Origin of the sequence: Gemmatimonas sp. UBA7669, assembly GCF_002483225.1 — a bacterium.
Taxonomy (GTDB): Bacteria; Gemmatimonadota; Gemmatimonadetes; order Gemmatimonadales; family Gemmatimonadaceae; genus Gemmatimonas.
This window is the reverse complement of the sequence record NZ_DLHL01000063.1, coordinates 63911-80660: the sequence shown is the minus strand read 5'-3', so window position 1 is coordinate 80660 and position 16750 is coordinate 63911. Positions and strand designations below refer to the sequence as shown.

At 66.0% G+C, this 16750-nt stretch carries 20 protein-coding genes; 19 read left to right on the top strand and 1 reads right to left on the bottom strand.

Annotated features, from left to right (window positions below; all coding sequences use genetic code 11):
• The first annotated feature begins 85 nt into the window (after positions 1-85).
• The 18 genes from sucC (at position 86) to B2747_RS19140 (ending at position 14949) form a co-directional block, all read left to right on the top strand.
• On the top strand, positions 86-1231 hold the full coding sequence (gene sucC, locus B2747_RS19225) for an ADP-forming succinate--CoA ligase subunit beta (RefSeq protein ID WP_291164890.1): 1146 nt from the start codon (positions 86-88) through the stop codon (positions 1229-1231).
• Positions 1228-2097, top strand: a complete 870-nt coding sequence (gene sucD / locus B2747_RS19220; protein WP_291164888.1) for a succinate--CoA ligase subunit alpha — start codon at positions 1228-1230, stop codon at positions 2095-2097. The genes sucC and sucD overlap by 4 nt, the downstream gene beginning before the upstream one ends.
• A 121-nt stretch (positions 2098-2218) precedes the next feature.
• Positions 2219-2641 carry a nucleoside-diphosphate kinase gene (gene ndk, locus B2747_RS19215; RefSeq protein WP_291164886.1) on the top strand — a complete coding sequence of 141 codons (423 nt, stop codon included), beginning with the start codon at positions 2219-2221 and terminating at the stop codon, positions 2639-2641.
• A 116-nt stretch (positions 2642-2757) separates the two neighbouring features.
• Positions 2758-3267: a DUF177 domain-containing protein gene (locus B2747_RS19210; protein WP_291164884.1), complete on the top strand. Its 510-nt coding sequence runs from the start codon at positions 2758-2760 to the stop codon at positions 3265-3267.
• Between the two features lie 36 nt (positions 3268-3303).
• Positions 3304-3486, top strand: coding sequence for a 50S ribosomal protein L32 (gene rpmF / locus B2747_RS19205; protein WP_291164882.1), 183 nt, complete (start codon positions 3304-3306; stop codon positions 3484-3486).
• Positions 3487-3488: 2 nt separating this feature from the next.
• Positions 3489-4532, top strand: a complete 1044-nt coding sequence (gene plsX, locus B2747_RS19200) for a phosphate acyltransferase PlsX (protein ID WP_291164880.1) — start codon at positions 3489-3491, stop codon at positions 4530-4532.
• A complete protein-coding gene (locus B2747_RS19195) occupies positions 4529-5521 on the top strand; it encodes a beta-ketoacyl-ACP synthase III (protein WP_291164878.1) in 993 nt (330 codons plus the stop codon). The genes plsX and B2747_RS19195 overlap by 4 nt, the downstream gene beginning before the upstream one ends.
• Before the next feature lie 36 nt (positions 5522-5557).
• A complete protein-coding gene (fabD, locus tag B2747_RS19190; protein ID WP_291164876.1) occupies positions 5558-6511 on the top strand; it encodes an ACP S-malonyltransferase in 954 nt (317 codons plus the stop codon).
• 20 nt (positions 6512-6531) lie between these two features.
• Entirely contained in the window at positions 6532-7308 is a 777-nt protein-coding gene (gene fabG / locus B2747_RS19185) for a 3-oxoacyl-[acyl-carrier-protein] reductase (RefSeq protein ID WP_291164874.1), read from the top strand.
• A gap of 108 nt (positions 7309-7416) precedes the next feature.
• A complete protein-coding gene (locus tag B2747_RS19180; protein ID WP_291164872.1) occupies positions 7417-7656 on the top strand; it encodes an acyl carrier protein in 240 nt (79 codons plus the stop codon).
• Positions 7656-8897 carry a beta-ketoacyl-ACP synthase II gene (gene fabF, locus B2747_RS19175; protein ID WP_291164870.1) on the top strand — a complete coding sequence of 414 codons (1242 nt, stop codon included), beginning with the start codon at positions 7656-7658 and terminating at the stop codon, positions 8895-8897. The genes B2747_RS19180 and fabF overlap by 1 nt, the downstream gene beginning before the upstream one ends.
• A gap of 79 nt (positions 8898-8976) precedes the next feature.
• Positions 8977-10167 (top strand): CofH family radical SAM protein, encoded by a 1191-nt coding sequence (locus tag B2747_RS19170; RefSeq protein WP_291164868.1) that lies wholly within the window; start codon positions 8977-8979, stop codon positions 10165-10167.
• A 2-nt stretch (positions 10168-10169) separates the two neighbouring features.
• On the top strand, positions 10170-11018 hold the full coding sequence (locus tag B2747_RS19165; RefSeq protein ID WP_291164866.1) for a menaquinone biosynthesis protein: 849 nt from the start codon (positions 10170-10172) through the stop codon (positions 11016-11018).
• A gap of 22 nt (positions 11019-11040) precedes the next feature.
• Positions 11041-12093, top strand: a complete 1053-nt coding sequence (mqnC, locus tag B2747_RS19160; RefSeq protein WP_291164864.1) for a cyclic dehypoxanthinyl futalosine synthase — start codon at positions 11041-11043, stop codon at positions 12091-12093.
• A gap of 38 nt (positions 12094-12131) precedes the next feature.
• Positions 12132-12605, top strand: coding sequence for a 2-C-methyl-D-erythritol 2,4-cyclodiphosphate synthase (ispF, locus tag B2747_RS19155; protein WP_343125935.1), 474 nt, complete (start codon positions 12132-12134; stop codon positions 12603-12605).
• A 61-nt stretch (positions 12606-12666) separates the two neighbouring features.
• Positions 12667-13332, top strand: a complete 666-nt coding sequence (locus B2747_RS19150) for a DedA family protein (protein WP_291164860.1) — start codon at positions 12667-12669, stop codon at positions 13330-13332.
• Between the two features lie 3 nt (positions 13333-13335).
• Positions 13336-14295 carry a site-specific tyrosine recombinase XerD gene (gene xerD, locus B2747_RS19145; protein WP_291164858.1) on the top strand — a complete coding sequence of 320 codons (960 nt, stop codon included), beginning with the start codon at positions 13336-13338 and terminating at the stop codon, positions 14293-14295.
• Positions 14296-14340: 45 nt separating this feature from the next.
• Positions 14341-14949, top strand: a complete 609-nt coding sequence (locus tag B2747_RS19140; protein ID WP_291164855.1) for an anthranilate synthase component II — start codon at positions 14341-14343, stop codon at positions 14947-14949.
• Here the strand turns inward: B2747_RS19140 and B2747_RS19135 are convergent.
• The gene (locus B2747_RS19135; protein WP_291164852.1) at positions 14915-15856 is read right to left on the bottom strand and encodes a TerC family protein; all 942 of its coding nucleotides are present in this window, start codon (positions 15854-15856) and stop codon (positions 14915-14917) included. The two genes, B2747_RS19140 and B2747_RS19135, sit on opposite strands and share 35 nt — an antisense overlap.
• A 106-nt stretch (positions 15857-15962) precedes the next feature.
• Between B2747_RS19135 and kdsB the strand changes: the two genes are divergently transcribed.
• Positions 15963-16712, top strand: coding sequence for a 3-deoxy-manno-octulosonate cytidylyltransferase (gene kdsB, locus B2747_RS19130; RefSeq protein ID WP_291164849.1), 750 nt, complete (start codon positions 15963-15965; stop codon positions 16710-16712).
• Positions 16713-16750 lie beyond the last annotated feature (38 nt).

Below are 16750 nucleotides of genomic sequence, written 5' to 3'. Positions count from 1 at the left end.
TCGGGAGGGGTCCGTGGCACACTGGTGTGCACCGGGTCCGACCCTCTGGCAGTGAACCGCTGACATTCCCCAGTTCGGAGAACGCGTGAACCTACACGAGTATCAGGCGAAGGAGCTGCTGCGGGCGGCCGGTGTGCCGATCCCGCCCGGCGAAGTCGCCACGACGCCCGACCAGGCGGAAGCCATCGCGAAGCGTTATGGCGTGGCCGTCATGGTCAAGGCCCAGGTCCATGCCGGCGGCCGCGGCAAGGCCGGTGGTGTGAAGTTCTGCCCCACGCCGGAAGCGGCGAAGGAAAAGGCACAGGCCATCCTGGGCATGACGATCAAGGACCTCACCGTCGAGAAGGTGCTCGTGACGGTGGCGGCGGACATCGGCTCGGAAGCCTATGTCGGCATCATTGTGGATCGTGCGACCAAGAAGCCGGTGTTCATGGTGTCCGCCGCCGGCGGCATCGACATCGAAGAAGTGGCCGCCACCACACCGGAGAAGATTCTCTACCATCCGGTGGACACGCGCTACGGCCTGCTGCCGTTCGAAGCCATGCGCATGGGCTTCTTCCTGTACAAGGACGTCAAGCTCGCGCGTCAGGCCGCCAAGATCATGCAGCAGCTCTACACGGCGTTCATGAGCGCCGGATGCTCGCTCGCGGAAATCAATCCGCTCGTGCTCACGCCGCAGGGTGAGCTCATTGCCGTCGACGGCAAGATGGTCATCGACGACAACGAACTCGATCGTCTGCCGCAGATCGCCGCGCTGCGCGACGAATCGTCGGAAGCGCCGAGCGAAGTGGACGCGCGCAATGCCAACCTCACGTTCATCAAGCTCGACGGCAATGTGGGCTGCGTGGTGAACGGTGCCGGCCTCGCCATGGCCACGATGGACCTCGTGAAGTACTACGGCGGCGATCCGGCCAACTTCCTCGACATCGGCGGCTCGTCGAATCCGGAGAAGGTGGTGAATGCGCTGCGCATCATCACCGCCGATCCGAACGTGAAGTGCATCCTGTTCAACATCTTCGGCGGCATCACGCGCACCGATGACGTGGCCAATGGCATCGTCACGGCCACGAAGGCGAATCCGCTCAAGGTGCCCATCGTCATCCGCCTCACCGGCACGAACGAGGAAATCGCGTTGCAGATCCTGAAGGACAACGGCTTCTCCGCGTCGAGCGACATGGATTCGGCTGTGCAGCGCGCGGTGGAACTCGCGACCAAGGGAGGTGCCGCGTGAGCATCTTCATCGACAAGAGCACCAAGCTGGTGGTGCAGGGCATCACGGGCCGCGATGGCTCGTTCCATGCCAAGCAGATGATCGAGTACGGCACGCAGGTCGTGGCCGGTGTCACGCCCGGCAAGGGTGGCCAGACCTTCGAAGGCACGGCGCCGATTTTCGACACGGTGCACGACGCGGTGCAGGCCACCGGCGCCAACACGTCGGTGATCTACGTGCCGCCCATGTACGCGGCCGATGCCATCATGGAAGCGGCGGCCGCTGGCGTGAAGTTCATCGTCTGCATCACCGAAGGCGTGCCGGTCCTCGACATGACCAAGGTGTACCCGTTCGTGAAGGAGCACGGCGCCCGACTGCTCGGCCCCAACTGCCCGGGCCTCATCACGCCGGGCGAGAGCAAGGTCGGTATCATTCCGGGTCGCATCTGCACGCCGGGTCCGGTGGGTGTCGTCAGCCGCTCGGGCACGCTCACCTACGAAGTGGTGAACGCGCTGACCAAGGCCGGCATCGGCCAGAGCACCTGCGTCGGCATCGGTGGTGACCCCATCAACGGCACCAACTTCATCGATTGCCTCGCGGCCTTCGAGAAGGATCCGAACACCAAGGCCGTGGCCATGATGGGGGAAATCGGTGGCACGGACGAGCAGGAAGCGGCCGACTTCGTGAAGAACCACATGACCAAGCCGGTCGTGGGCTTCATTGCCGGTCAGACGGCCCCGCCGGGACGCCGCATGGGTCACGCGGGCGCCATCATCTCGGGTTCGGCTGGTACGGCTGCCGAGAAGATCGACTCGTTCAAGGCGGCGGGCATGGGCGTGGCCCAGCGTCCGATCGACTTCGTCGAGCTCATCAAGGCCCGCCTGTAACACGCGGGACCGGCCTGCCGCGTCAGGCCGGAGCAGTTATCTTGCGCGCGGCGGGATCCTCCGGGGTCCCGCCGCGCCTGCGTTCTGGCGCCGTGCATTCACCCTTCGACACCACACGACCATGGCTGGCCGTCGCACCCTTACGATCGTGAAGCCCGACGCCTTTGGCGCCGGCAACGCCGGAAACATCATCGCGCTGCTCGAGCGCCAGGGCTTCGCCGTGAAGGCGGCCCGGGTCATGCACCTGACCACGGCCCAGGCCGGCGCCTTTTACGAGGTCCACAAGGAGCGTCCGTTCTACGGGGAGCTGGTGGAGTTCATGACCAGCGGCCCGTGCATGCCGATGATCCTCGAAAAGGACGACGCCGTGGCGGCGCTCCGTACGGCCATCGGCGCGACGGACCCGGCCGAAGCGGCCGAGGGCACGGTGCGCAAGCTGTACGCCGAGTCGAAGGGCAAGAACGCCATCCACGCCTCGGACTCCGACGAAAACGCGGCCCGCGAGGCGCGGTTCTTCTTCGCCGAAGCCGACGTCATCGACTGATTGGGTGCGGGTGGCCTAACTTGTGGCCCGATGGCCACTTGGGCAGCCCGAATTGGCGGAAAACCGTGAGCGGCAGCCCTTGTGAAACGGGGGCTGCCGTTCTACGTTACACGGCTATGCTGGACTTTGACATCCGCAGTTTGGAGGCGCGGGCCGCGCAAGTAGAAGGACTGCTGGCGACCGCGGATCCGACGTGGCTGGACGGTGATGCAGGGCCGGTGGAACCGGGCGTGCAGGTGGTGGGCCGTCTTTCCAGTGCGGGCGCGGGCCGTTTTTACTTCAGCGGCAGCATCGAAGGCAAGGCCGTAACCGAGTGCCGTCGCTGTCTGGGCGAAGCCACGGTCCACGTTGCGGAAGAAGTGCATCTGATTTTTGCCGAGTCGGGTACCGACGAAGCGGAAGAGGATGATGTCGTGCTGATCCCCGCGGGAGCCCGCGTCCTGGATCTGCGTCCGGCGGTGCGTGAGGAGTGGCTGTTGGCCGTTCCGGCGTTTGCGCTGTGTCGGACGGAGTGCCAGGGCCTGTGTCCCTCCTGCGGCGTCGATCGCAACACGGGGAGCTGTCAGTGCTCTCCAACTCTCGATCCCCGTTGGGCGGCGTTGCGCGATCTGCGCAGCACCGACTGACGGTCATTTTCGTCTCGAACGCTCAGGGCTGTATCCATGGCCGTACCGAAGCGCCGCACCTCGAAGCGGCGGAAGCGCGCCCGCAACACGCACAAGACCGCGCCCGCCATCGTCATTCAGTCGTGCCCGCAGTGTGGCTCCGCCAAGCGTCCGCACCGCGTGTGCGGCGAGTGCGGCTACTACGCGGGTGAGCAGCGGGTAGCGGCGCAGGAAGCGTAAGCTTGGCGCGCATCGCCGTGGATGCCATGGGGGGCGACTACGCCCCCCGGGCCCCCATCGCGGGCGCCCTCCATGCGCTCGGAGCGCTGCCCCCGGATCACCACATCGAGCTGGTAGGCCAAACGGCCGTCATTGAACGCGAGCTGGACGCGCTGCTGCGCGACGAGCTTGCGGCGCTGGCGCACGTCCGGTCGCGGCTGTCCATCGTCGAGGCGCCCGACGTCATCGAGATGACGGACAGCCCGCGCGTGGCCATGCGGGCCAAGCCCAACAGCTCCATGGTGGTGGGCATCCGTCGTGTGGCCGAAGGGCTCGCGCATGGCTTTGTGTCCGCCGGCAACACCGGCGCGCAAATGGCCGCCTCCCTCATGCTGCTCAAGCTGCATGAGGGTCTCAAGCGTCCCGCCATCGGGACGCTGTTTCCGACAGCCGCCCAGCCCATCCTCGTGCTCGACGTGGGCGCCAACGTCGACTGCGCCGCCGATGAGCTGGTGCAGTTCGCCCGCATCGGCACCGTGTACGCCAAGGCGTTGCTCGGTCGCGACAATCCCGCCGTCGGGCTCCTGTCCATTGGCGAGGAAGCCGAGAAGGGCAACCTGGTGGTGAAGGAAGCCCACCAGCGGCTCCTGGGCGCCGGTCTCAACTTCCTCGGCAACGTCGAGGGACGCGACCTGCCGCGTGGCCACTGCGACCGCGGCGCCATCGACGTGGTGGTATGCGACGGCTTCACGGGCAACGTGCTGCTCAAGTTCTACGAGAGCATCGGCCCCATGCTCATCGGCAAGGTATCGAAGGTGGCCAACCTCGACCCGCGCAAGGTGGCGGCCTCGCTCACCGAGCTCGATGTCGACGAATACGGCGGCGCGCCCCTGCTGGGTGTGCGCGGCGTCTCCATCATCTCACACGGCAAGAGCTCGCCCAAGGCCATCATGAACGCCATCCATCAGGCGCTGCGCGCGGTGGAGTCGGGCATGACGGACGAAATCGGGCGACAGCTCGCTGCCAGTGTGCCGAGTCCCACGCCGGACAGCGAACGCACCGCATGAAGCGACCGTATTCGTACATCGCCGGCACCGGCCACGCCGTGCCGGCCAAGGTCGTCACCAACGACGACATTGCCGCCATGGGCGTCGAAACCAACGACGCCTGGATTCAGGAGCGCACCGGCATTCGCCAGCGCCACATTGCGGAGCCCGGCGAATCACTCGCGTCGCTCTGCGCCAAGGCCTCGATGCAGGCCATGGCCAGGGCGGGCGTGCAGCCCGGCGAAATCGACACCATCATTGTCGGCACCGCGTCGCCCGATCACCTGCTGCCTTCGCAGGCGGTGGAAGTGCAGACGATGCTGGGCTGCTCCCGCGCCGCTGCATTCGACGTGGCCTCGGCCTGCTCCGGCTGGCTCTATGGCGCCATCGTGGGCGACTCCATGATCGCCAGTGGTGCGGCCGACACGGTGCTGGTCATTGGCGCCGAAAAGCTCAGCGCCATTGTCGACTGGACCGATCGCAACACCTGCATTCTGTTCGCCGACGGCGCGGGTGCGACAGTGCTGCGCCGTGCACGTGGTGGACAGAAGGGCATCATGTCCACGTTCATGCGTTCCGATGGCGCGTTGGCCGAGTTGCTGTGGCGTCCGGCCGGTGGTGCGGCCGAACCGTTCACGCCCGACACGCACGGCACCAAGCGGCAGTTCATCCACATGGCCGGGCGTGAGGTGTTCAAGCACGCCGTGCGCTCGATGGCCGAGGCCACCGATCGGGCACTCGACATGGCGCGCATCACCGCCGCCGACGTGGACCTGCTCATTCCGCATCAGGCCAACGTGCGCATCATCGAGGCGACGGCCAAGCACGCCGGCATCAGCATGGACAAGGTGTTCGTCAACGTGGATCGCTTCGGCAACACGTCGGCCGCGTCCATTCCCATCGCGCTCAACGATGCGGTGGAGCAGGGTGTGCTCAAGGAAGGCATGACGGTGCTGTTCGCGGCCTTCGGCGCGGGCTTCACCTGGGGCTCGCTCGTCGTGCGCTACTGAGCGCACGTCTCTCCCTACTCAGGCAACGCAATTCCGATGGCGATGGATTTCGTGGTGCTGCTGCCCGGCCAGGGTTCGCAGAAGGTGGGCATGGGCAAGGACCTTTTCGAGGCCTTTCCGGCCGCCCGTGAGGCGTTTCATGCCGTGGACGACGCCGTTGGCGCATCACTCTCCACGCTGGCCTTCGAAGGACCGGCCGATGACCTCACGCGCACGCTGAACGCGCAGCCCGCGCTGCTGGCGCACAGCGCCGCCGTCTGGGCCGTGTTGAAAGACGCGCTGGCCCCGCACGTGCGCGCAACCGCAGGCCACTCCCTCGGGGAGTTCTCGGCTTATCACGTGGCCGGCGCGCTCGAACTGGCGTCCGCTGCGCGCATCGTGCGCCGACGTGGCACGCTCATGTTCGAACAGGGCGTGGCACGTCCGGGCGCCATGGCCGCCATTCTCGGCGTGCTGAGCACGCCCATCGACGCCATTTGTGTGCAGGCCAGCAGTGAGCGTGGACTCGTCGTGCCGGCCAACTACAACAGCGAAGAGCAGGTGGTCATTTCCGGTGAAGTCGCGGGTGTGGAACGCGCCATGGAGTTGGCAAAGGAAGCGGGCGCCAAGCGCTGCCTCCCCTTGCCGGTCAGCGGCGCCTTTCATTCGCCGCTCATGGCACCGGCTGTCCACGGATTGGCCGAAGCGATGCGCGCCGAGACCTGGCACACCCCGCGTGTGCCGGTGGTCGCCAATGTGAACGCGGAGGCCGTGCAGGACGCGGACACCGCGCGCGCGTTGCTGGAGCAGCAGCTCACCGCGCCCGTGCAGTGGACGCAGGTGGTGCGCACGCTGGCCGATCGCTTCCCGCAAGCCACCTTCCTCGAGATCGGCACGGGTGCCGTGCTCACTGGCCTCGTGCGACGCATTGCGCCCGCGGTCGCCACCGCCAACTGCGGCACCGTGGCGGAAGTCGAGAAGCTGCTCTCGAGCCTGTCGTCTCCCACCTGAAACGAGTCGAGCACTTCGTCATGTCCGAATCACCGGCAGCACGTGGGTTGACGATCGATCTGGGCGGGCGCGTGGCGCTCGTTACCGGCTCGACACGCGGTATCGGTCGCGCCATTGCCGCCGCGCTGGCCCGCGCCGGCGCGCGCGTGGCGGTCACCGGCCGTGAGCAGAGCAAGGCCGAGGCGGTGGCGGCGGAGCTGGCTGCAGAGACGGGCGCGGACGTGCGCGGCTTCGCGGCGGATCTCTCGGAGCCCAGTCAGGCCGCGGCACTCGTTGATGCCGTGGAGCAGGCCTTTGGCCAGCTCGACATTCTCGTCAACAACGCCGGCCTCACGCGCGACAATCTGCTCATGCGTCTCAAGGACGACGACTGGGACGCGGTCATCAACGCCAACCTGCGTGGTGCCTTTGCGACCTGTCGGGCCGCGAGCCGTGGCATGATGAAGCGACGCTACGGTCGCATTGTGAACGTGGCGAGTGTCGTGGGTCTCATCGGCAACAAGGGTCAGGCCAACTACGCCGCCAGCAAGGCCGGTCTCATTGGCATGACCAAGTCGATCGCCAAGGAGCTGGCTTCGCGCAACATCCTGGCCAACGTGGTGGCGCCGGGCTTCATCGACACGGACATGACCGCGGCCATGACCCCCGAGGCGCGCGCCTCGCTGTCGGCTGGCATTCCCCTCGAGCGTCTGGGCACGCCCGAGGATGTGGCGGGCATGGTCGTCGTGCTCGCTTCCGACCTGACGGCCTATGTGACGGGTCAGGTCTTCGTAGTGGACGGCGGCCTCGTCATGTGATCGTCCGGGGGACGGTCAGCGCAAACCCGCGCCAGACCCTCCCTGTGACGCCCTCAGCTGGCTACCTTTCCGTCTCTCAACTCCAACAACCCCAGAGGAACCGTTCCCATGTCGGATAACGCGTCGAAGATCAAGGACATCATCGAGAAGGAGCTCGGCGTGGAGCGCGAGAAGCTGACCCCAGAGGCGAGCTTCATCGAGGATCTCGGCGCCGACTCGCTGGACATCGTCGAGCTGGTGATGGAGTTCGAGAAGGAGTTCAACATCGACATCCCCGACGAGGACGCCGAGAAGCTGCGCACCGTGGGTGACGCCATCGCGTACCTCGAGGCGAAGGTCGCGGGCTGATGCGCCGGCGGGTCGTCGTCACGGGACTTGGGGCGATCACGCCGGTCGGCAACGACCTGGCGACGACCTGGCAGGGCCTGCTGGATGGCAAGTCGGGCGGTGCGCTCATCACCAAGTTCGATGCCTCGGACTTCAAGGTGAAGTTCGCGTGTGAGGTGAAGGGCTTCGACGTCGGTCTGTACATGGACCGCAAGGAAGCCAAGCGCGCCGACCTGTACACGCAATACGCCATGGGGGCAGCGGTGCAGGCCATGACGGATGCCGGTCTCGCCTCGGGCGGATTCGTGCCCGAGGAGTGCGGTGTCATCATCGGCAGCGGCATCGGTGGCCTGGCCACCATGGAAGAGCAGCACTCGGTGTACATGACGTCGGGCAACCGGCGCATCTCTCCGTTCTTCGTGCCCATGTACATCGCCGACATCGCGGCGGGGGTGGTGTCCATGCGCTTCGGCGCCAAGGGGCCCAACTTCGCCACCATCTCGGCGTGCTCCACGAGCGCGCATGCCATCGGTGAGGCCTTCCGCACCATCATGTACGGCGATGCCGATGTGATGATTGCGGGCGGGTCCGAAGCCGCGGTGTTGCCCATGGCCATCGGTGGTTTTGGCAACATGACGGCGCTGTCCGAGCGCAACGATTCGCCGGCCACCGCCTCGCGTCCGTTCGACGCCACCCGTGATGGCTTCGTGCTGGGTGAAGGCGCCGGTGTGGTCGTGCTCGAAGAGCTGGGGCATGCGGTGCGCCGCGGCGCGCGCATCTACGGCGAGGTGGTGGGCTACGGCGCCACCGGAGACGCGTACCACCTCACGGGCCAGCCCGAGGCCCATGAGGGTCTGCAGCGCGCCATGCGCCGCGCCCTGCGCGATGCGGAACTCGAACCGACAGCCGTGGACTATATCAACGCACACGGCACGTCCACGCCGCTCAATGATCCCAACGAGATCAAGGCCATCAAGACCGTCTTTGGTGACCACGCGCGGACGTTGTCGGTGAGTTCCACCAAGTCGGCCACCGGGCACATGCTCGGCGCAGCCGGTGGTGTGGAGTTCATTGCCTGCGCGCTGGCCATGCGCGACGGACTGATTCCGCCCACGATCAACTATTCCACGCCGGACCCGGAGTGCGATCTCGACATCACCCCCAACGTGCCCAAGGCACGGCAGGTGGAGGTGGCGCTGTCGAACAGTTCGGGCTTCGGTGGTCACAACGTTTCGATCGCGCTCCGACGCTGGCACGAATAGGCCCGGCGGGGCGTACATCGAATGACAGCGCGACGGCTCCGCTTCCCGGGCCGTCGCGCCGCTTCTGGGGTGCGTCCTGATGCCGCGAGCTGTACCGTTCGACCTTGATCGTCTGCGCGACCCGGCTCTTCGCCCAATCGGCGAGAAGCTGAACGCTGGTGAGCGCTTGTCGCTGAGCGATGGCGTCACGTTGTTTACCACCCCGGATCTCAACGGGGTTGGGGCCATGGCCGATGCCGCGAATCGCGCACGGCATGGGGACCGCGTCACGTTCGCGTCCAACCAGCACATCAACCCCACCAACATCTGCGTGTTGCGGAAGACCTGCGTCTTTTGCGGCTATGCGCGGCTGCCCAAGGAAGAGGGCGCCTACCGCTACTCGCTCGATCAGGTGCTGGCCGAGTCCGATCGCGCCGACGGCACGATCACGCGCGAGTTCCACATTGTCGGTGGGCTCGATATGCAGGCGGGCCTCGCGTACTACACCGAGATGTTCCGCGCACTCAAGGCGCGGCATCCGCAGGTGCACATCAAGGCACTCACGGCCGTCGAGATCGCGCACATCGCGCGCATCGAAAAAATGTCGCGTGCCGACGTGCTCACGGCCCTGCGTGAGGCCGGGCTGGACACCTTGCCTGGTGGAGGGGCGGAGACCTTCAGCGCGGCCGTGCGTGAGCAGATCGCCGACAAGAAGCTTGGCGGCACCGATTACATCGACGTGCACCGCACGGCGCATCAGTTGGGGATTCGCTCCAACTGCACCATGCTTTATGGCCACGTCGAGACCATTGACGATCGCATGCAGCACCTGGCCATGTTGCGCGATCTGCAGGACGAAACGGGTGGTTTTCTCGCGTACATCCCGTTGGCCTACCATCCCGACGACAACGAACTCGGCGCCACGCTGGGCCGCACCGGTACCAGCACCACCGGCTTCGACGACCTGCGCAATCTGGCCGTGGGTCGCCTGTTCCTCGACAACTTCGAGCACATCAAGTCGCATTGGATCATGGTGACCCCCTCGCTCACGCAAGTCGCGCTGCACTTCGGCGTGAACGACATCGAGGGCACCGTGGTGCGCGAGAAGATCTATCACGCGGTTGGCGCCCACACGCCGCAGGGCATGACGCTGCCGCAGTTGCTGCAGCTCATTCGCGGGGCAGGGAAGCAGCCGGCAGAGCGCGACTCCTTCTATCGCGTGTTGCGCGAGTTCGGCCCCGGCGAAACAGGCGAAAGCCAGCAGGCCGACACCGCACTGGCGGTGGCCTGAGCATGCTGCGCGTGGGCCGTATCCGCTACATCAACTGCTACCCGGTGTACGGGGCCATCGAGCGTGGCCTGGTGCCGCTGGCCGGAGAACTGGTGGATGGCGTGCCGACGCAGCTCAATCAGCTCATGGCCGACGGGCAGCTCGATGTGAGCGTGGTGTCGGCGGTGGAGTATGCACGCGACGCCCATCGTTTCCTGCTGCTGCCCGAGCTTGGCATTACCAGCGATGGTCCGGTGCGCAGCGTCATGCTGTTCAGCGCGCGCGCGCCGCAGGACCTGGGCGGTCGCCGTGTGCTGGTGAGTCGCAGCAGCATGACGTCGGTGGCGCTGCTCGAATTGCTCTTTGAGCACGTGTGGAAGTGCCGACCGGAGTTCGTGCCAGGTGATGCCGAGCTGGCCGACATCGCGCACTTCGCCAACGATGACCATGATGCGCGTCTGGTCATCGGGGATGCCGCGCTCAAGTTGTTTCATGAGTCGCAGGGCGGTGGCGCCTGGGCCGAACGCTACCCGTGGCAGGAAGATCTCGGTGCGGCGTGGAAAGCGTGGACCGGCCTGCCATTCGTCTTTGCCGTGTGGGTGGCACAGCGCGGCACGCCGGTGCACGAGTCGCTGTCGGCGCATGCATCGCTCATCGCGTCGCGGGACTGGGGACTGGCCCATCTTGATGTGTTGTCGGCACAGGCTGCAGAAGCCAGTGGTGTGCCGGTGCGTACCTGCCGCGAATACTTCGCGGGCCTCGACTACCGTTTGTCCTACCCGCACCTTGCGGGACTGACAGAATTCTTCCGGCGTCTGGTGCTGGCCGGTCGTGTGCCCGACGGCACACTGGCCTTTCTGCCAGCCGCCTGAGTGCCCTGAACGGAACGCCACCATGCGCGACCTGCTCGATTTCTACACCAACGCCCCGCTGCTCGAACTCGGTCATGAAGCTGACCGTGTGCGCGAGCAGAAGCACCCGCACGGCGTGGTCACCTATATCGTCGACCGCAACATCAACTACACCAACGTGTGTGTGGCCGATTGCGGGTTCTGCGCCTTCTATCGGCGTCCCAAGCACGGCGAAGGCTACACGCTGTCGTACGAGCAGATCGGCGAGAAGATCGAGGAGACCAAGGCGCTGGGTGGCGTGCAGATCCTGATCCAGGGCGGGCACAATCCGTACATCCCGTTCGAGTGGTACCTCGATCTGCTGCGCTATATCAAGCGCAACCACCCCATCCACATCCACGGCTTTTCGCCCAGTGAAGTGGACTTCTTCGCCACGCGCTTCCGGCTGGACGCGCGGGACGTCGTGCGGGAACTGAAGGCGGCCGGACTCGACTCCATCCCCGGCGGCGGCGGCGAGATTCTCGTGCAGCGCGTGCGGGATCTGGTGGCGCCCAAGAAGGCGGGCGCCGATCGCTGGCTTGAAATCATGGAGCTGGCGCACAACGAGGGCATGAAGACCTCGGTGACCATGATGTACGGCATCGGCGAGACCCTGGCCGAGCGCATCGAGCACCTGCAGCGCGTGCGGGAGCTGCAGGCGCGCACCAATGGCTTCACGGCGTTCATCACCTGGCCGCTGCAGCCCGAGAACACGCCCACACTCTCGCATATGCCCAAGACCGACGCCACGACCTATCTGCGTACGGTGGCCATTTCGCGCATCGTGCTCGACAACGTGCCCAATCTGCAGTCGAGCTGGGTGACGATGGGCATGAAGGTGGGGCAGTTGGCGCTGCGCTACGGCTGCAACGACTTCGGCTCGCTCATGATCGAGGAAAACGTGGTCTCGGCTGCCAACACCACGTATCGCACCACCACCGACGAACTCGATCGTCTCATTCGCGACGCGGGCTTCACGCCCGCCCGTCGCCGACAGGACTACTCCATCATCAGCGGCGAGGCATTGCCGGCCGCGGCCGCCACGGTGGCGGCATGAGCAGCACCGGCGGCACGGTATCCAGTACGGCGCCCGCCATGCGTGTGGGCATCGGGTATGACTCGCACCGCTTTGCGCCGGGTGGCCCCATGCGCCTCGGCGGCGTGGATGTCCCGTCCGCGGTGCATTGCGCGGGTCATTCCGATGGCGATGCCGTGTGTCATGCCGTGACCGATGCCATTCTCGGTGCGGCGGCCCTTGGGGACATCGGTCAGATGTTTCCCGATACCGACGCCGCCAACAAGGGCAAAGACTCGGTCATGATGCTGGAAGCGGCCGTCGCGCGTGTGCACGAGGCGGGATGGCGCGTGCACAACGTGGACGTGACCGTCGTGGCGCAGGCGCCAAAGATTGGCCCCAATCGTGAGGCCATGCGTGCAGCGCTGGCGACCGCCCTGCAGGTGGGTACCGACATGGTGTTCATCAAGGGCAAGACCAACGAAGGCATGGGGTGGATAGGGCGCGAAGAAGGTCTGGCGGTGCTCTGCACAGCATCGCTGCTGCCGCGCTGAGCGGCGGCCTGATAGGCGCGCGGCTTCGTGTTGACGTGCTGCGCCTGACGCCGCGCCGCCCATGATGGCCGACCTTCTGGCGTGGCTAGTCGGATTGCCCGAGCCGGTGCTCTACGGCATCATCGTGGTGGCCGCGTTTGCGGAGAACGTATTCCCGCCGCTGCCGGCCGACACGGTTATCGCGTTGGGGGCTTTTGTCGCGGCGCGTGGCAACGGGACGGAGTTCGGGGTGTGGGCCGCCACCATGGTCGGAAATATCGGCGGTGCGATGCTCATGTATTGGGTGGGCCATCGCTTCGGCCTTCCGCGTCTGCAGCAGCGTTTCCCACGTGCGTTTCCGGCGGACGCGGCCGAACGATTCTCTGAGCGTTTTGCCACGCAGGGTGTGCTGGCTGTGCTGGTGAGTCGCTTTCTTCCGGCCGTGCGCGCGGTGGTCCCGCCCGTTGCCGGCGCCCTGGGCATCGGGGCAGGTCGGGCACTGCTCGCCATGTCGGCCGCCTCCGCGCTGTGGTATGGCATCGTGTGTGTGCTGGCCTTCCGGGCCGGAAGCAACGCCGACGTGTTGCTGGCGCAGATTGCCACGCAGCAACGCAGCATCGGCCTCGTGGCGCTGGGCATCGTAGCCGTAGCCGCTGGCATCTGGTGGTGGCGTCGTCGTCGCGCCGCCAATGCCAGGGTCGATGCCAATGCCCGTGCCAACACCGACACGCTCGACGGGGAGCCCTGAGCCATGGGACGTCCGCGCGCAGCGGCAGATCCGGAACGCGACCCGGCGCAGTATCCGGGGCTGCATGTCCAGACGTTTCTGGACGTGTACGCCACGGAACGCGTTGCGTCGCCGCGCACCATCGATGCCTACCGCCGCGACGTCATCGACTGCGCACGTTTTCTGCGCGCCCAGGGCGTGGAGCGCATCGAGGACGTGCGCCCGGCGCACCTGCGTGAGTACCTCTACTCGCTCAAGGACGCCGATCCGGAACGTGGCATTGAACCGCGTGAGAACAGTACGGTGCGCCGCCGGCTCTCTGCGTTGCGGTCCTGGTTCCGCACACTGGTTGCCGAGGGGTTGGTCACGGTGGATCCCACCGAACGCCTCGATGCCCCACAGCGCTGGCGCAGCCTGCCCGACGTGCTGACGGTGGACGACATCACGCGCCTGTTGTCCGCCCCCAGTCTCGATGAGCGCCTCGCGTTCCGCGACCGCGCGATGCTGGAGCTGGCCTATGGTGCCGGCTTGCGCGTTTCCGAGTGGATCGGCCTGCAGCAGAAGGACGTGCTGCTTGAGGACGGCCTGGTGCGCGTGTTTGGCAAGGGCAGCAAGGAGCGACTGGTGCCCATTGGCCGCTCGGCCATCGGCGCCGTGGCCGTGTACCTGCGCGAACTCCGTCCGGTACTCGAGCGTGGGCAGGGCAAGGGGCTGCTCTTTCTCAATGGACAGGGCAAGCCGCTCACGCGCATGGGCGCCTGGAAGATTCTGCAGAAGTACGTGGCGCTGGCCGGCATCGAAAAACACGTGTCGCCCCATACGCTGCGGCACTCCTTTGCCACGCATCTGCTCGAAGGGGGCGCCGACCTGCGAGCGGTCCAGGAGATGCTCGGCCACGCCGATATTGCCACCACGCAGATCTACACGCACGTCGATCGTGAGTATCTTCGGAGTGTGCACAAGCAATACCATCCGCGCGGCTGACCCCGTCGGTCCCACGCATCGCACACGTCCCGCATCCGCCGTCCCATGCTGCTCGTCATCGACAACTACGACTCGTTCACCTACAACCTGGTGCAGTACTTCGGCGAGCTGGGTGAAACGCTGGAGGTGCACCGGAACGATGCCCTGAGCGTGGACGAGGTTGGCGCCATGCAGCCCGAGGCCATCGTGGTATCACCGGGCCCCTGCGCGCCGAAAGACGCGGGCATCTCGGTGGACGTCATCCGTCGCTACGGCGCCGAGATTCCGCTGCTGGGTGTCTGTCTCGGCCACCAGGCCATCGGTGAGGCCTACGGTGGCGTGGTCACGCGCGCGGGGCGCGTGATGCACGGCAAGATGTCGCACATAACACACGACGGCACGGGGCTGTTTGCCGGCGTGCCGTCACCGCTGGGCGTCATGCGCTATCACTCACTGGTGGTGGAGCACGACACGCTGCCCGCAGACCTCGTCGTCACGGCCACGGCGGTCGATGACCCCACGGAAATCCACGCACTGCAGCACCGCGTGCACCCGGTGTGGGGCGTGCAATTCCATCCGGAGTCGATTCTCACCGAGCACGGCCGTGCCCTGCTGCAGAACTTCCTGGGCATGGCCCGCCTCAGGCGGGCGTCGACTCTTCCTTCGGCGGGATAACGAGGGACAGAAGCACGCTGCCAATCAGCACCGCGGCCACGACACCAAGCGAGATCCCGATGGGAATGGGACGGATCTCGCTGAGCAGCATCTTGACACCCACGAAGGCCAGCACGACGGACAGACCGTACTTGAGCAGGTGGAACTTGCCGATGATGTTGGCCAGCACGAAGTAGAGTGAGCGCAGGCCCAGAATGGCGAAAACGTTTGAGGTGTAGACGAGGAAGGGATTGCGCGTCACACCGAAAATGGCGGGGATGGAATCGACCGCAAACACCACGTCAGTGGTCTCCACCAGGACGAGCACCACGAACAGCGGCGTGGCCACAAGCCGCGCCACCCCACCTGGCGAGAGTGGCTCCCGGATGAAGAAATGCTCGCCGTGGAAGCGGGTGGTGAGCGGGACGAAGCGGCGCACCAGCCGAATGACGGGATTCTGCTCGGGCTCCACGTGTGAACCGCCGCTGAAGGCCATCTTGAACCCCGTGTAGACGAGGAAGACGCCGAACACGTAGATGATCCAGTGGAAGCGGGCGATGAGCACCGCGCCCGCCCCGATCATGGCGCCGCGCATGAGCAGCGCGCCCAGGATGCCCCAGAACAGCACCCGGTGCTGCAGTTCGGGCGGAATGCGGAAGTAGCCGAAAATCAGGATGAAAACGAACAGGTTGTCGACCGACAGGGCCTGTTCCACCAGATAGCCGGCGTAGAACTCCAGCATGGCCTGACGCCCCAGTGCCTGGCCCACCCAGATACCAAAGGCGATGGCCAGCGACACCCACAAGGCGCTCCAGCCCAGGGCTTCGCGCACCGAAACCGTGTGGGCCTTGCGATTGAATATCCCGAGGTCAAGCGCCAGCAGAAACAGCACCAGCGCGTTGAAACCGATCCACCACGAAAGAGGCATCCCGAACCGCTAAGAGGGGAAAGTCGGCCCGTTTGCCTTGTCGCGCCGAAACGGGTATCTTAACTGGCGTGAATTTTGCTGCAACTACGACCCGACGGACAGGACAATGCCGGTCCTCGCGGTGATTCCGGCGCGCCTTGGCGCGACCCGACTTCCCCGCAAACCACTTCGCCTCCTCGGAGGCGAACCCCTCGTCGTCCGGGTCCACGAGCGCGTAGCGGCGCTCGCCGTGGCTGACGCCTGTGTGGTGGCCACCGACCATGCCGAAGTTGCAGACGCCTGTCAGGCGCGCGGCATCCCCGTGGTCCTCACCCGCAGCGATCACCCCAGTGGCACCGACCGCGTGGCCGAAGTGGCCAATCGTCCGGAATTTGGGGCGTTCGATGTCCTGCTCAATGTACAAGGGGACGAGCCCTTTGTGTCTCACGCCGCGCTGCGCGGCGCGGTGGACATCGTGCAGCAGGGTCGGGCCCCCATCGGCACCGCGGCGGTACCGGTACCCGTTGACGCGCTCGAGCGCCGCGACGTGGTCAAAGTCGTCTGCACGGATGATGGCCGGGCCCTCTATTTTTCACGGGCTGCCATCCCCTGTTTGCGGGAACCCCAGGACGCCGCCATGCTGGCACCACTCGTGCACCAGCACGTCGGCGTCTATGCCTATACCCGGTCCGCCCTGCAGCAATGGGTGGCCTGGGCTCCTCATCCGCTGGAGTTGGTCGAGCGCCTCGAACAACTCCGGCCGCTGGCTCACGGTCTCGCCATTGGCGTGGCGCATGTGCCCTCGGCCGAAGGCGGCATCGACACTGAAGACGACCTGGTGCGCGCCAACGCGCGCTGGGCTGCCCATACATCGTGACCTCCACCACCCCCTCGTCCGCTCCGAGCCCCGCACCC

Bases quoted from the DNA above. Each gene is read 5' to 3' on its own strand.
- B2747_RS19210 (WP_291164884.1), top strand. From the start codon at position 2,758: ATGCTGGACTTTGACATCCGCAGTTTGGAGGCGCGGGCCGCGCAAGTA.
- rpmF (WP_291164882.1), top strand. From the start codon at position 3,304: ATGGCCGTACCGAAGCGCCGCACCTCGAAGCGGCGGAAGCGCGCCCGC.
- B2747_RS19170 (WP_291164868.1), top strand. From the start codon at position 8,977: ATGCCGCGAGCTGTACCGTTCGACCTTGATCGTCTGCGCGACCCGGCT.
- B2747_RS19180 (WP_291164872.1), top strand. From the start codon at position 7,417: ATGTCGGATAACGCGTCGAAGATCAAGGACATCATCGAGAAGGAGCTC.
- mqnC (WP_291164864.1), top strand. From the start codon at position 11,041: ATGCGCGACCTGCTCGATTTCTACACCAACGCCCCGCTGCTCGAACTC.
- xerD (WP_291164858.1), top strand. From the start codon at position 13,336: ATGGGACGTCCGCGCGCAGCGGCAGATCCGGAACGCGACCCGGCGCAG.
- B2747_RS19150 (WP_291164860.1), top strand. From the start codon at position 12,667: ATGATGGCCGACCTTCTGGCGTGGCTAGTCGGATTGCCCGAGCCGGTG.
- fabF (WP_291164870.1), top strand. From the start codon at position 7,656: ATGCGCCGGCGGGTCGTCGTCACGGGACTTGGGGCGATCACGCCGGTC.
- ndk (WP_291164886.1), top strand. From the start codon at position 2,219: ATGGCTGGCCGTCGCACCCTTACGATCGTGAAGCCCGACGCCTTTGGC.
- B2747_RS19165 (WP_291164866.1), top strand. From the start codon at position 10,170: ATGCTGCGCGTGGGCCGTATCCGCTACATCAACTGCTACCCGGTGTAC.
- B2747_RS19135 (WP_291164852.1), bottom strand. From the start codon at position 15,856: ATGCCTCTTTCGTGGTGGATCGGTTTCAACGCGCTGGTGCTGTTTCTG.
- ispF (WP_343125935.1), top strand. From the start codon at position 12,132: ATGCGTGTGGGCATCGGGTATGACTCGCACCGCTTTGCGCCGGGTGGC.
- fabD (WP_291164876.1), top strand. From the start codon at position 5,558: ATGGCGATGGATTTCGTGGTGCTGCTGCCCGGCCAGGGTTCGCAGAAG.
- fabG (WP_291164874.1), top strand. From the start codon at position 6,532: ATGTCCGAATCACCGGCAGCACGTGGGTTGACGATCGATCTGGGCGGG.
- B2747_RS19140 (WP_291164855.1), top strand. From the start codon at position 14,341: ATGCTGCTCGTCATCGACAACTACGACTCGTTCACCTACAACCTGGTG.
- kdsB (WP_291164849.1), top strand. From the start codon at position 15,963: ATGCCGGTCCTCGCGGTGATTCCGGCGCGCCTTGGCGCGACCCGACTT.
- B2747_RS19195 (WP_291164878.1), top strand. From the start codon at position 4,529: ATGAAGCGACCGTATTCGTACATCGCCGGCACCGGCCACGCCGTGCCG.